This window comes from Bacillus sp. FSL R5-0439 (assembly GCF_038008805.1).
GTDB classification, from domain to species: Bacteria; Bacillota; Bacilli; order Bacillales; family Bacillaceae; genus Bacillus; species Bacillus safensis.
In genome coordinates this window covers 1,765,535-1,780,090 of sequence record NZ_JBBOZW010000001.1, presented here as the reverse complement: position 1 = coordinate 1,780,090, position 14,556 = coordinate 1,765,535, and the positions used below count along the sequence as shown (strand labels likewise).

General features: G+C 39.4%; 13 protein-coding genes. 10 read left to right on the top strand and 3 right to left on the bottom strand.

The features are described 5' to 3' along the window. Positions 1-163 precede the first annotated feature (163 nt). The 4 genes from NST59_RS09005 to NST59_RS08990 all read left to right on the top strand — a co-directional run bounded on the left by NST59_RS09005 (position 164) and on the right by NST59_RS08990 (position 5,260). Positions 164-1,705, top strand: a complete 1,542-nt coding sequence (locus NST59_RS09005; RefSeq protein ID WP_144490457.1) for a glycoside hydrolase family 43 protein — start codon at positions 164-166, stop codon at positions 1,703-1,705. A 35-nt stretch (positions 1,706-1,740) separates the two neighbouring features. Next, entirely contained in the window at positions 1,741-3,006 is a 1,266-nt protein-coding gene (locus NST59_RS09000; RefSeq protein ID WP_039179020.1) for a glucuronoxylanase, read from the top strand. Between the two features lie 140 nt (positions 3,007-3,146). After that, positions 3,147-3,854, top strand: a complete 708-nt coding sequence (locus NST59_RS08995) for a response regulator transcription factor (RefSeq protein ID WP_039179016.1) — start codon at positions 3,147-3,149, stop codon at positions 3,852-3,854. A gap of 2 nt (positions 3,855-3,856) precedes the next feature. Beyond that, positions 3,857-5,260 (top strand): sensor histidine kinase, encoded by a 1,404-nt coding sequence (locus NST59_RS08990; RefSeq protein ID WP_144490458.1) that lies wholly within the window; start codon positions 3,857-3,859, stop codon positions 5,258-5,260. A gap of 59 nt (positions 5,261-5,319) precedes the next feature. On the opposite strand, the gene NST59_RS08985 is transcribed toward NST59_RS08990, so the two are convergent. Next, on the bottom strand, positions 5,320-5,628 hold the full coding sequence (locus NST59_RS08985) for a DUF4870 domain-containing protein (protein WP_039179010.1): 309 nt from the start codon (positions 5,626-5,628) through the stop codon (positions 5,320-5,322). A 343-nt stretch (positions 5,629-5,971) separates the two neighbouring features. Here NST59_RS08985 and NST59_RS08980 point away from each other — a divergent pair, with 343 nt between their 5' ends. The 6 genes from NST59_RS08980 to NST59_RS08955 all read left to right on the top strand — a co-directional run bounded on the left by NST59_RS08980 (position 5,972) and on the right by NST59_RS08955 (position 12,322). Then, positions 5,972-6,814: a PRD domain-containing protein gene (locus NST59_RS08980; protein WP_039179007.1), complete on the top strand. Its 843-nt coding sequence runs from the start codon at positions 5,972-5,974 to the stop codon at positions 6,812-6,814. A 118-nt stretch (positions 6,815-6,932) separates the two neighbouring features. Next, complete coding sequence (locus tag NST59_RS08975; protein ID WP_126681918.1) at positions 6,933-8,834, top strand: beta-glucoside-specific PTS transporter subunit IIABC; 1,902 nt, start codon at positions 6,933-6,935, stop codon at positions 8,832-8,834. 24 nt (positions 8,835-8,858) lie between these two features. Further along, entirely contained in the window at positions 8,859-10,322 is a 1,464-nt protein-coding gene (locus NST59_RS08970; protein ID WP_185847139.1) for a glycoside hydrolase family 1 protein, read from the top strand. A gap of 157 nt (positions 10,323-10,479) precedes the next feature. After that, positions 10,480-10,881, top strand: a complete 402-nt coding sequence (locus NST59_RS08965) for a MerR family transcriptional regulator (protein ID WP_047203156.1) — start codon at positions 10,480-10,482, stop codon at positions 10,879-10,881. A gap of 28 nt (positions 10,882-10,909) precedes the next feature. Beyond that, positions 10,910-11,830 (top strand): alpha/beta hydrolase, encoded by a 921-nt coding sequence (locus NST59_RS08960; protein ID WP_341040565.1) that lies wholly within the window; start codon positions 10,910-10,912, stop codon positions 11,828-11,830. A 219-nt stretch (positions 11,831-12,049) separates the two neighbouring features. Beyond that, positions 12,050-12,322, top strand: coding sequence for a DUF2651 family protein (locus NST59_RS08955; RefSeq protein WP_058838653.1), 273 nt, complete (start codon positions 12,050-12,052; stop codon positions 12,320-12,322). 144 nt (positions 12,323-12,466) lie between these two features. On the opposite strand, the gene NST59_RS08950 is transcribed toward NST59_RS08955, so the two are convergent. Further along, a complete protein-coding gene (locus tag NST59_RS08950) occupies positions 12,467-13,234 on the bottom strand; it encodes a pentapeptide repeat-containing protein (RefSeq protein WP_341040564.1) in 768 nt (255 codons plus the stop codon). Positions 13,235-13,562: 328 nt separating this feature from the next. Continuing rightward, on the bottom strand, positions 13,563-14,459 hold the full coding sequence (locus tag NST59_RS08945) for a LysR substrate-binding domain-containing protein (RefSeq protein WP_064498522.1): 897 nt from the start codon (positions 14,457-14,459) through the stop codon (positions 13,563-13,565). Between the last annotated feature and the right edge of the window lie 97 nt (positions 14,460-14,556).

The following is a 14,556-nucleotide window of genomic DNA, read 5'->3' as shown; positions in this document are numbered from 1 at the left end:
GTTGTCTTCTAGTCAAAAAGTAAGGGTTTTCATCATGATTACTGCAAGGATTTACACTAGAAATCATTCTTTATATTCATTCTTCATCAGTACCTCTCAACATATTTTGAAATTGGGCCTAAACCCCAATATTAGGAAGATGAAAACAGGAGGAAATGAAACGATGAGGACGAGGATGAAGTGCGGCGTTGGTTTATTGATTCTTGCTTTGGTACTGAGCTTTTTACCGGTATATGATGCGAGTGCGGCAAGCACAACAATTGCAAAACGTGTAGGAAATGCCAACCCGCTCATAGACCACCACTTGGGCGCTGATCCATTTGCGCTCACCTATAACGGAAGAGTGTACATTTATATGTCGAGTGATGACTATGAATATCACAGCAACGGAACGATTAAGGATAATTCTTTTGCCAATTTGAATAGGGTCTTTGTCATCTCTTCAGCAGATATGGTGAACTGGACAGATCATGGCGCGATTCCAGTAGCTGGGGCAAATGGAGCAAATGGCGGCAAAGGAATTGCCAAATGGGCAGGTGCTTCCTGGGCTCCATCAGCAGCGGTGAAAAAAATCAATGGGAAGGATAAATTTTTCCTTTATTTCGCGAACAGCGGCGGAGGGATTGGCGTTCTGACAGCAGACTCCCCCATCGGTCCATGGACAGATCCTATCGGAAAAGCACTCGTCACGCCAAATACACCAGGGATGGCTGGAGTTGTATGGCTTTTTGATCCTGCCGTTTTTGTAGATGATGACGGCACTGGTTATCTATATGCCGGCGGAGGTGTTCCAGGCGGTTCTAATCCAACGCAGGGACAATGGGCGAATCCTAAAACAGCAAGAGTTCTAAAACTAGGACCTGATATGACAAGTGTGGTAGGCAGCGCATCAACCATTGATGCTCCTTTTATGTTTGAAGATTCGGGGATGCATAAGTATAACGGAACCTATTACTATTCCTATTGCATCAACTTTGGCGGCTCCCACCCAGCAGATAAACCACCTGGTGAGATCGGTTATATGACGAGCTCAAGTCCGATGGGTCCCTTTACGTATAGAGGGCACTTCCTGAAAAATCCGGGTGCATTTTTCGGGGGAGGCGGTAATAACCATCATGCTGTGTTCAATTTTAAAAACGAGTGGTATGTCGTGTATCATACCCAAACGGTCAGCTCTGCTTTATACGGATCAGGAAAAGGCTACAGATCTCCGCATATTAATAAACTTGTGCATAATGCTGACGGCTCCCTTCGAGAAGTCGCAGCCAATTTTGAAGGGGTTAAACAGCTTTCCAACCTGAATCCTTATCAGCGTGTAGAAGCTGAAACATTCGCATGGAATGGACGCATTTTGACAGAGGCATCTTCAGCTCCAGGCGGACCGGTCAATAACCAGCATGTCACAAACATTCAAAACGGAGATTGGGTGGCTGCCAGTAACGTCGATTTCGGATCAAACGGTGCGAGAACATTTAAAGCCAATGTAGCATCAAATGCAGGCGGGAAAATAGAAGTACGCCTCGGAAGTCCTGACGGCAGACTCGTCGGAACACTGAATGTCCCTTCCACAGGGGGAACAAATAACTGGCGAGAAGTAGAAACGGCAGTAAACGGAGCAACAGGCGTGCACAACGTATTTTTTGTTTTTACTGGAACAGGTGCAAACCTATTTCAATTTGATTCCTGGCAGTTTACTCAAAGGTAACGAAGAAAGACAAGATGATAGGAGAGTGGAAGAATTTGATGTCAATGATCAAAAAACCAATCTGCACTTTATTGATCTGCTTCACCATGCTGTCTGTCATGTTCATCGGACCTGGCGTGACTGAGGTTTCAGCAGCAGATGCCAATATTAATATCAATGCGGAAAGACAAGTGATTCGCGGCTTTGGTGGAATGAATCATCCGGCTTGGATTGGTGATTTGACCGCACCTCAAAGGGAAACCGCCTTTGGCAATGGGCAGAATCAATTAGGATTTTCCATTCTAAGAATTTTTGTAGATGAGAACAGAAATAATTGGCACAGAGAGGTCGCCACTGCCAAAAGAGCAATAGAGCATGGAGCTTTGGTGATCGCTTCACCTTGGAATCCTCCAAGCAATATGGTAGAGACCTTCAACCGGAATGGTACATCTGCAAAGCGGCTGAGATACAATCAATACGCCGCATATGCTCAGCATCTGAACGATTTTGTGACGTATATGAAAAATAATGGCGTCAATCTCTATGCTATATCTGTACAAAATGAGCCCGATTATGCACACGAATGGACATGGTGGACTCCTCAGGAAATCCTGCGTTTCATGAGAGAAAATGCTGGCTCCATTAATGCCCGCGTGATCGCACCAGAATCCTTTCAATACCTTAAAAATATATCAGATCCTATCCTAAACGATCCGCAGGCGCTTGGAAACATGGACATTCTCGGAGCCCATTTGTACGGAACCCAAATCAGTCAGCTTCCGTATCCTCTTTTCAAACAAAAGGGCGGGGGAAAGGAGCTTTGGATGACAGAGGTCTACTACCCGAATAGCGATAACAATTCAGCGGACCGCTGGCCTGAGGCATTAGGGGTTTCAGAGCATATTCACCATTCGATGGTAGAAGGGGACTTTCAGGCATATGTTTGGTGGTACATCCGCAGATCCTACGGCCCTATGAAGGAAGATGGCCTGATCAGTAAACGCGGTTACAACATGGCGCATTTCTCCAAGTTTGTACGCCCAGGATACATCAGAATTGATGCAACGAAAAGTCCTGAACCGAATGTTTTCGTATCAGCCTATAAAGGAAACAATCAGGTCGTCATTGTCGCGATTAACAAAAACAATACAGGAGTCAATCAGCACTTTGTGATGCAAAACGGAACTGCTTCACAAGCGTCAAGATGGATCACAAGCAGCAACAGCAACCTTCAGCCTGGTACAGACTTAAATATATCAGGTAATCAATTTTGGGCTCATCTCCCGGCTCAAAGTGTGACAACATTTGTGGTCAAACGCTAGAATGAATTGAACCACCAAAAGCCAATTTTCTCATTTCAAAAGAAAATTGGCTTTTTTTATGCAAATAGGAAGTTGATTTTTTCACTATGTCCTTACATTGGGTATAATAATGGCAATGACTTCAGGAGAGTGATCAATGTATGCCAAAGCTTCAAAGCAAAGTATTAATGATCGATGACGAAAAAGAAATCTTGGAATTAATTAACACTGTATTAACAAGAGAAGGCATTGATCGCGTCATCACAGCTTCAACTGCTCGTGATGGGCTTGCAAAATTTCATCAAGAACAACCCGATCTTGTCATACTTGATATTATGCTGCCAGACGGTGAAGGCTATGATATTTGCAGACAAATCAGAGAGACCTCCCATGTTCCGATTATCTTTTTATCAGCAAAGGGAGAAGAATCCGACAAAATTGTAGGACTTGCCATCGGCGGAGATGACTACATTACAAAACCATTCAGTCCAAAGGAAGTCGCCTACCGGGTGAAAGCGCAGCTGAGAAGGATCTCATATTTGCAGTCAACTCAAGCCGATCCCGTGATCAAAAAAGGGCCGTTTGAGTTAAACGAGCAGCAAGCAGAACTGACTAAAAATGGTGCGATCATTGAGCTCACGCCAAAAGAGCTTCTGCTGATGACCTACTTCTTGCAGCATCCGAACCGCGTCATCAGTAAAGAAACGCTTTATCAAACCGTTTGGGGGGAAGACTTCTTCGGTTCTGACAATACGGTAATGGTTCACATCCGAAGACTACGGGAAAAAATAGAGGATTCCCCGTCAACACCAGAGTTTCTCGTCACCGTCAAAGGGCTTGGTTATAAATTTGTTGTAAAGGATGCGTAAAGATGAAATGGCGATTAACAGGCAGGTATATGGTCTCTGTCATTATCGTGACCATTATCACGGTCTTTATCAACTTATTCGGATTTATGATTTGGCTCGTACTTCAGGCAAACAGCCAGCATAACGAGGAAAATACGCCCGAAACCTTCACAAGATCATTTGAACAATACGTCTCTTTTTCTGATCAAGGCATTACCGTAAACAAAGAAGGGCAGAAAGCCTTAAAACAACAGAATGCATGGATTCAAATTTTAGACGAAAATGGCCAAAACGTGTATCATGCGCTGGCACCTAAAGGATTAAAGAACAAATATACACCGATAGAAATCGTGAACTTACATAAATATAAAGATAAGCAATTATTATCGACCATTTATGCTGGCGGAAAAAAAGTAAAGGGCAAAGAATACAGCTACTTTATCGGATTTAAAGACCCTTCCATCGGAAAGTACCTATTCTCGTTTGACACGAAGGACTTAGTAACAAGATTCAATATCGGGACGATGATTTTATTATCAATAGATGCCATCATAGCGTTACTCATTGGTTACTTATTCAGCCGGCAGCTCACAAAACCGCTCGCCCGTGCCATTCATAGCATCCAGCGGCTGGCAAACGGCGATTACACGACAAATCTGCCTGCTAAAGGAATTTATAAAGATGTCTTCTATAATGTCAATCACTTATCAGAGCAGCTCGCTTCAAGCAAAAAAGAAAAAGACAAACTAGAGCAAATGCGGGAAGAATGGATCAGCCATATTTCTCATGATATTAAAACGCCGCTAGCTTCTATTCAAGGCTATGCAGAAATCATGAAAGACCCAAAGTATCCTCTTTCAAACCAGGACATTAGACATTACACGGGCATCATTGAGAATAAATCATTGTATATCAAAGATGTCATGGAGGATCTGAATTTAACAACAAGGCTGAAAAATAACGGCGTCATGCTAAATAAAGAGCTGGTCAACATTGTGTCACTGTTGCGGGAAACGTTAATTGATATTTTAAACGATTCAAGATATGCCGATCAGACGATTGAGCTTCAAACGAATGAAGACAAGCTCATGCTGAATATTGATAAAATCCTCATTCGAAGAGCGGTCACCAATCTGATTTTAAATGCCCTCGTTCACAATGATCCTGATGTGACGATTATTGTACAGCTTGAACAAAAAGAAAGAACCCATATTACGATTCAAGACAACGGCAGAGGAATAGAAGAGGCAGAGCTGGAAAAAGTGTTTGACCGCTATTACAGAGGGACAAATACAGGAGTTTCGCATGCAGGCTCTGGTCTTGGGATGGCTATTGCAAAGGATATTATCGTCAAGCACGGCGGGGATATCACGATCCGTAGCAGTGTAGGAAAAGGAACAACAATTGACATCCAACTACCAGCATGAAAACATACAAAAAAAAAAACGGTTCTGATCAACAACAGAACCGTTTTTTCATCTATTATTTATTCTGAAAACACTTTGATGCCTTTCACAATGTTCCAAATGAAGAAGTAGATAGCAACGAGGAATGTTACTGCATATGTCGCAATTAAGAAAGGCCCCGCATGGCTGATATCTTTCATACCAAGTAAACCTGAACCAAGGATGCCAATACCAAAAATCAAATAAGGAATAATATGCGTCCATAATGATTTTTTCGCATGATATTTCACGTCGTCCTGACCTAAGAAATAGACGATAATTGGGAACAAAAATGGTGCAAAAAAGATACTAAAGTAACATAATGAAGACAAGATTTTATTTTCTCTCAAAACGTTTCACCTCTATGATTTATTCACTACAAACCCATTGTACTACCTGAACCTTAACCTGTATTAATCCGAACCTTACAGCAACCTTAAACTTATTTACCTTTTAAAATAATTTATAAACGACATACTATAATATAGGTATTTAAATCTATCTTACCGAAAAAAATAGTTGACTTTGGTTTATCCTGTGTTTACAATAAAGTCGTAACCGATGCAGGAGTGTTACTGATATCATCAGGCACCACCAAGTCAGGTAAACATGTTGTACATTTGTACGTTGTTTGCTGAGATTTTGGTGTTTTTTTATGCTTTTTTTAGCAGTTTTAGGTAAGGTGGGATGAAGATGTTCACCGTCGTTAAAGTTTTAAACAATAATATCGTATTAGCTCTAACAGACACGCAAAATGAAGTAGTTGTTTTTGGTACAGGAATAGGCTTTAAGAAGAAAAAAGGTGATACTCTTGATGAGAGCGCTGTCAGTAAGACATTTTATTCTGATCAGACGTCTCCATTAGAATCTCAACTTGCCGCTATCCCAACTGATATCCTTTTATTAACTGAAAAAATCATTCATATGGGCGAAGAGATGTTGAATAAAAAATTAGGTTCCAGCATGCTGTTTTCGCTATCTGATCATCTTACCTTTTCTATTCAAAGGCATCAAGAAAAAATGGAATATGAAAACCCTATCGTATGGGAAATTCCACATCTATATTTTCAAGAATATCAAATTGGGAAAAAAGCACTTAAAATTATTCAAAAAATGATGGGGGTTACCTTTGAAGATACAGAAGCTTCACTTATTGCCCTTCATTTTGTAAACGCTCAAATAGATGGTCAGTCTATGGGAGATACGATCAAAATGACCCATCTCACGAAGGAAATCGTTAAGATTATTCAAAACATTTTCGAGATGGTATTAGATAAATCATCGATAGATTATTCGAGGTTTATCACTCATTTGAGATATTTTATTGTCAGACAAGAAACAAATCAACCGCCTCAGCAGATGGATGATTCATTAAAAGAATTAATTCAGGATCGTTATATGAAGAGCTATGCATGCGGTTTGATTATTAAAGAAATGTTAAAGCGTGAATTTAATTGGAATGTCACAGAAGACGAACTTGTTTTTCTAGTCATTCATATTGAAAGAATCACAAAGAAACATCAACAGAATACATGATTTCTTTTAGGCGTGTTATGAAAAAGCATTAACCTAAACAAATCTCCATTTAGAAGAATGGTCTTTCTAATGGTGGATTTTGTTTAGGTTTTTTTTGTGAAAATGAAGGGGTGAAGACATGAACAACAAAGAATTGGCGCAAGAAATTATCAAATTAATCGGCGGAACAGGCAATATATCTCAAAGCTGGCATTGTATTACGAGGCTGAGATTTAATATCAACGATGAAAAACAGGTAAAAGTAGATGAACTGAAAACAGTAGATGGAGTGCTCGGAGCGCAATTCCAAAGCGGACAATTCCAAGTCATTATTGGAGCAAAAGTTGCAGAAGTCTATGAGGAAATCGACCATCTGATTGGTGACAGCAGCAATGATTCTTCTCCTGCTAAAAATACGTCAAAGATGAATCCAATCGAAGTCGTATTCGATGTCATTAGCGGAATTTTCACACCGATTTTGCCGGCGATTGTTGGTAGTGGATTGATTAAAGGGATCATGGCTTTGTTCGTTAGTTTAGGCTGGCTGACGGAAAAAAGCTCTACCTATGCTGTACTACAAATCTTTTCAAATGCTGTCTTTTACTTTTTACCTTTCCTCATTGCTTATTCTGCAGCGAAGAAATTTAAAACACGAGAATCTCTCGCGATGGCACTCGCTGGGATTTTATTGTATCCCACGATGGTGGAAGGGGCAGCAAAAGGAGCAGACCCACTTAGTTTTTTAGGATTGAGTATTCCATTAAATAATTATACTTCTTCCGTTTTACCGATTATTTTAGGAGTACTGCTGCTTAGCTTTATCGATAAGTGGATAACGAAAGTCATTCCAAAATCCTTAAGCATCGTATTTACACCGGTACTGAGCTTAATGATCACAGCGCCTCTTACACTAGCTTTCATAGCGCCTATTGGAAACGTTTTCGGTCAATATTTAGAGATCTTTTTCACTTCTTTATTCCATTTTGCTGGACCGATTGCAGGTTTATTAATGGGAGGCCTCATGCCTTTAATTGTGCTAACTGGGATGCATTACGCATTCTTCCCAAGCACGTTTGCCAGCTTTGAAAAAGTTGGATACGATGTCATGCTGCTTCCGATGAACTTTATTGCCAATATGGCACAAGCAGGCGCCGTTTTAGGAGTCATCATTCGCACAAAACGAGTAGAAACAAGGTCTTTGGCATTATCAACATTGCTTCCGAGTTTCTTTGGTATCACAGAACCAGCCATTTATGGAGTCACACTGAGATTGAAAAAGCCTTTCTATGCTTCATTAATTGGCGGCGCAGTTGGCGGATGTTTTTATGGTTTATTTTCAGTCAAAACGACAGCATTTTCAATTCCAGGTATTACATCTCTGCCAACCTACATTATGAAAGGCACAAACAATTTCCAGCTCGCTTTAATTGGAATAGCGCTGAGCTTTTTGGTCTCACTGCTTGTCACTATGTTCCTTGGTTTTAAAGAACCTGCCACAAAAGAAGAAGGTCAGCCGCTAAAACAAGGAAAGTCATCTAAAGATTCAGAGAATGCAGTCAATCAACAAGCTGCCAGACAAGTAAATCCTTATGAAGTACAAGCACCTATAACTGGTCAGGTCGTTCCTTTATCTGAAGTCAATGATGCCGTTTTCTCAAGCGAAATGATGGGCAAGGGAGTAGCGATTATGCCTGATAAGGGGGTGGTACAAGCACCGTTTTCCGGAAAAGTAGTGACCGTTACACCTACTAAACATGCAATAGGTTTGGTTTCAGATGATGGGATTGAATTATTAATACATGTAGGGATTGATACCGTCAGCCTAAATGGTCAATTCTTTGAGGTATTGGTGGAAGAAGGAGATGAAATCAACATTGGGGATCATTTATTATCATTTGATATAGAAGGAATTCAATCAAAAGAATTAAATGTCGTGACACCTATTATCGTCACTAATTCCTCGAAGTACCTGGATGTGATCCATACAGGTGACTCTTATGTCAACGCAGGAGAAAATAAACTCTTAATGCTCATTCATTAATCATAAATAGAAGGGATGATTGAAATGAAAGAATTAAAAAAAGGTTTTTCAGATAATTTTCTATGGGGTGGCGCAACAGCTGCCAATCAAATAGAGGGCGCGTATTTAGAAGGCGGGAAAGGGCTGTCAACTTCAGACTTCGCGGCATATAAAGATCCCTATGCACAAGGAAAAGTAAACAACTTTACATTCGATGTTAGTTCAGCTGAACTAAACAAATACAAGGAAAATCCTGATGCATTTGATTTCCCAAAAAGACGCGGAATTGATTTTTATCATCGTTATGAAGAAGATATCGCACTGTTTGCAGAAATGGGATTTAAAGTCTTTCGTTTGTCCATCTCATGGGCAAGAATCTTTCCAACAGGTTTAGAGGACAAGCCGAACGAAGAAGGATTGGCTTTTTACGATAAAGTATTTGATGAATGTGCGAAATATGGAATTGAACCGCTAGTAACAATGTCTCATTATGAAATGCCGATTACTTTAACAGAGAAATATAATGGATGGATGAGTAGAGAGCTTGTCCCATTGTTCGAAAAATACGCACGTGCGATTTTAGAAAGATATAAAAACAAAGTGAAATATTGGATTACATTTAATGAAATGAATATGAACCTCAATAGTCTTTATACAGGTGCTGGCATTTTAGAGGATTTAGTAGACCATAAATTACAGGCTGCTTACCAAGCATCTCACCATCAATTTGTGGCAAGTGCATTAACAGTGAAGGCAGCGAAGGAAATCATTCCAGATGTCCAAATTGGCTGTATGATTAACCAAATCGAAGCCTATGCAAAAACAACAAAACCAGAGGATCAGCTGCAGGCAGTCAAATCGAATCAATTGAATATGTTCTATCCTGATGTTCAAGCTAGAGGCGAATATCCAACATACATGGTGAAATATTTTGCTGATAATCAAATCAAGCTGTATATTGAAGAGCAGGATGAACAAATTTTGAAAGAGGGCACTGTTGATTTTGTTGCGATCAGCTACTATATGTCACACGTAGCAGAAGCGCGTGAAGATGCCGCTGAGCTAGCGGGTACGTTTGACAGCCCGATTAAAAATGAACACTTGGAATTATCACAATGGGATTGGCCGATCGATCCAATGGGTCTGCGCATTTCATTAATTAAACTGTATGACAGATACCAAAAGCCTTTATTTGTTTGTGAAAATGGACTTGGCGCAAGAGATACATTGACACAAGATGGAAAAATCCACGATGATTATCGAATTGATTATTTGAAAAAACATATTGAACAGATGAAAGAAGCAGTAAAAGAAGGTGTTGACTTAATGGGATACACACCTTGGGGCTGTATTGACTTAATCAGCTGCGGAACATCTCAAATGACTAAACGCTATGGTTTGATCTATGTGGATCAAGACGACCTAGGAAATGGTACACTGAATCGTTACCGTAAAGATTCATTTTTCTGGTACAAAAATGTTATCGCATCAAATGGAGAAGACCTATAAAAGCAGATTGAATGATGAAAAACACCATCTCAGGGCGCCTTAACCGGCTGCATGCGATGGTGTTTTATTTTTCACGAAAACATCTCTTGACCTTGAAGTATAGTTCAACCTTTATAATGTAATTATAGTAAGATAAAATCACAAAAAAGGAGTAACAATGGAGTTGATGACTAGAGGTGAACTTGCCAAACAAACTGGAATAAGCCCTGCCGCAATTCGTTACTATGAAGAACACAACATTTTACCTGTCCCGAGACGCCGTTCGAACGGTTATAGACTATACACAGAAGATTATATTGTGAAAATTCAATTGATCAAAGATGCCAAATCATTGGGTTATTCACTAAAGGAAATAAAAGAAATATTGGAAATGCTGAGTCAAGACATAGAACTTGATACTTTAAAAAGAATTGTAAAACATAAACATGAAGAAATTGAAAAGAAAATTAAAAGCCTGCGCCTCATTCAAGACCTTTTATCTAACTTATTAAAGACTCCTGAGAAAGAAGTACAAGTGTATCTCAAATCATTTCGTGTGATGAATCAGGATGACGAATAAACATATCTGCTTAAAGGAGAGAAATAAAATGAGTGTCGAAATTTTTAACGGAGAACGTTCTGAAGAAAGTATTCAATTTGAAACATTATTCACGTCCCAAAGTAATAAAGAGAGTTTTGCTAGTGTCGAAAAAACCAAAAACTTTCTATCTCAAATAGAAAATATGAAGCCTTATGCAATCGGAGACGATGTGAAACTAGTGAGTGAAATAAAGGAGCAAATTTTCGAAGGAATGCAGGTTTTCACATTGAATGACCAAATGCCGCAAAAGCAAAAGGTGATTCTCTATATACATGGTGGTGCTTGGATAAACCAGCCTCTTAATTTCCATTGGTGGTACATGGATAAAATGGCTCAATCCCTTAATGCCAAAGTGGTCGCTCCTATATATCCTAAATTACCTCATTATAGCTACCAAGATACTTATCCAAAAATCTTAAATCTATATAAAGAAATACTAAAAACGGTTGAGAGTACCGATCAATTAACGATTATGGGAGATTCAGCGGGCGGAAATATCTCACTTGGCCTGGCGCATCTCTTAAAGATGGAAAGTCTGCCACAGCCGAAGGATATTATTTTATTATCTGCATGTGTTGATATGAGTTTAAGCAATCCTCTTATATCTGAATATGCCGATAAAGATCCCATTCTAGCGCCAGAAGGAATAGATGTCATTACAAAAATGTGGGCAGCAGATAAAAAGGTAACTGACCCATTAATCAGTCCAATTCACGGAGACTTTCATGGTCTTGGGAAGATCACTCATTTTATTGGAACACATGATATTTTATATCCAGATGCACTAAAGCTTGATGAAAAGCTGACAGAACAAGGAATTAACATGAAAACCTTTGTTTATCCAGAAATGCTGCATGTGTTTGTCGTCATGCCAATCCCTGAGGCACAAGATGCTCAGGAAAAAATCATTCAGGTGATAAATAGTTAGGTCTTTTTCACACATCAAAATGCTCTGACTTAAATATTCGAAAAAATAGGCTGCTTACTGAAAGCAGTCTTTTTCCATTCAACATGAAATACATTTAGATTGTCAATTCACCTCAGATTAAAAATTCCCTAAATTCCAATTTTTGTTTACAACGCACGAATTTCCTATTAATATGATACATATTCGGTTCTTCACCCGTTCATAAAGGAGAGTGACATGATGAGTGTTTTCTTTCTTCATCCTATGGCGCTGATCTTATTTACATTGCCTTTGTTATCTTTGATTTGGGGGATTGTTGGCTACTGCATCTTTAAGCGAGTTTATATCGTTCTTATCATCACATTTGCCATCTCCACTATTTTCATATTTGCCTATACTGGGTTTGACATGTCAAATATGTATTGGGTCGTGTTGATGACCTTTTTATGCATGTGTACCTCTGTCATCACAAAAATCATTCGCTATATGTATGCCCGCTATAAAAGAGCATAACGAAAAAGCTGATATTCACAAAAATCAGCTTTTTCCATATAGAAATACATGGCGAATTAGTCAAAGTGAAAATCGGGGAACTGATTCCACTCAAATATACTAGAAGTTGATGTACGACCTAGACTTAGCAGGAAGAGGGACGCATCAAGCGTTCTCTTTGTTACATTCCAGATAACTGAAAAATCGCTCCACAAAATCAGCCCCATGTATTTTCTCCATATGCGCCGTGTTAAAAATATATTGTTCCATATGCTCAAGCTTGCGCAGGCTGCGTACCAGTACTTTCCGATCCTCGTCAGAAAGGTGAGGGTCATGATTTATCTTCAGCAATGCCTGTTTGACACGCGCGGAGACCTTTTCAACATATAGATGGTTTTTGGAAGCTGGCGGAATACATTGCGACAGGTCACAGCCTGTAAAGCGAACACCGTCAAGAATGCAGTTTTCAAAGTTGGCGATCAGCTTTTGTTTACCATTTCCCTCAAACGTTATATCCACTAGCTTACCGGTAAAAGTGCAGTGAACAATATTCGCTACTTGTAAAATGCGGTCATTAAACCTACATTGATAAAATGTACAGTTGATAAACACAGCATTCTCCAATGTCATTCCTCTCATATCACAGGAGGAAAATTCGCAATTCGTAAAAACAGCCTCGCCTTTAGCAATCCCAACAGAGCGCAGATTAGAACGAATAAAAGTACAATGCTCAATCGTACTACCTGCAAAAAATCTCGCATTCGTCAGATCACACGTATTAAATACAAGATGACGCAGCTGACAGCTCCAAAATATAGGTGAATGAACATTCGAGTTGCTAATCGTCGATCCGCTTATCGTTTCGTGTTCATACCTGACAATATCAGAAAATATTTCATTGTCTACTGACATACCAGACTCAAGCCTTCTCATTGTGATCACCTATCATTTCTTCAGAATCTTTTACAAGGATGAATACCTTCCAGCAAGTTCATTTCTGTTTCACTCAATGGCTTACATTGACAAGTTATTATATCATAAAGCTCGAAACATAAAGAGAGCGGTCATCATTTTGAGAGCGCTTATCTTGCAATGTGTCTTTCACACTCACTTTAAATCATAAGGTGGACAAAAGAATGAAAAGATATGACGCATTCCCAGAACCAATCGGCGGCTATACTACAAGTCAATCATACGATGGCGTGAACTTGATTAAGAAAACGAGCAGAAAGTGATCCAAAATGAAAAAAAGCCTTGAGAATTAGGCTTTTTTTGTTTCTCCATAGTATATATCCGTGACGATTTTTAAAAAAGCCTTCAAAGCACGTGTTTTATATCGACCTTTCTTCACGACAATGCCAATTTTCCAGGGAATATATTGACTGCTAATTGGTTTTACGCAAATGTCCTCTTTATACATGTCAGTTAAAGGACTTGGAATGATCGCAACTCCTAATTCATCACGAACTAATGTCAAAAGCAAATCCCATTGTGTTGTGCTGTAAACGACATCGGGAACAAAATGTTCCTTACGGCAACTTTCTAAAATCACTTGACTTAACGCAAATGAAGAATCAAACAATATCCATTTATCCTCTTTAAGCTGTTCAAGCGAGAGCTGTTGTTCATCTTTTAAAGCGTGATTTTTTGGTAAACAAGCCACAAACGGCGCTTCAAAAATGAGTTGTTCTTCTAATTCATGACTTTGGGCAGGTATGACAATAAAGGCCGCATCTACTTCGCCTTTCTCAACGAGTTTTTCTACATGTAAGCCGCCCTCCTCAATCATTTCGAGCGTCACATCTGGATGCTTTTGAGTAAAAGCTTTTGCCACTTTCGAAAAGAAAAAGGTACCAATTATTTGCGGCAGACCGATCTTTAAATGGCCGCGAATATGCGTGTCGGTATCACCCAGCTCCATTTGCAATTCATTCATTTGCTGCAGTACCGCGATCGCTTTTTCATATACAAGCTCTCCTTCATCCGTTAACCTGAAAATTCGATTTGACCGATCGAAAAGGATGACACCCAGTTTTTTCTCTAATTTTTGAATGGTTTTAGAGAGGGAAGGCTGGGCGATAAAAAGCTTTTCACTTGCTCTTGAAAAACTTCCACAATCCGCAATCGTTTTAAATATTTCAAAGTCCCGTATGTTCATTTTACCCTCCATTATTCCAATAAGGCATACTCATTATGATGATGATATATTGTACATGATAAACGTTTATTTTTACACTTTGATTAAGGAGGGGTTA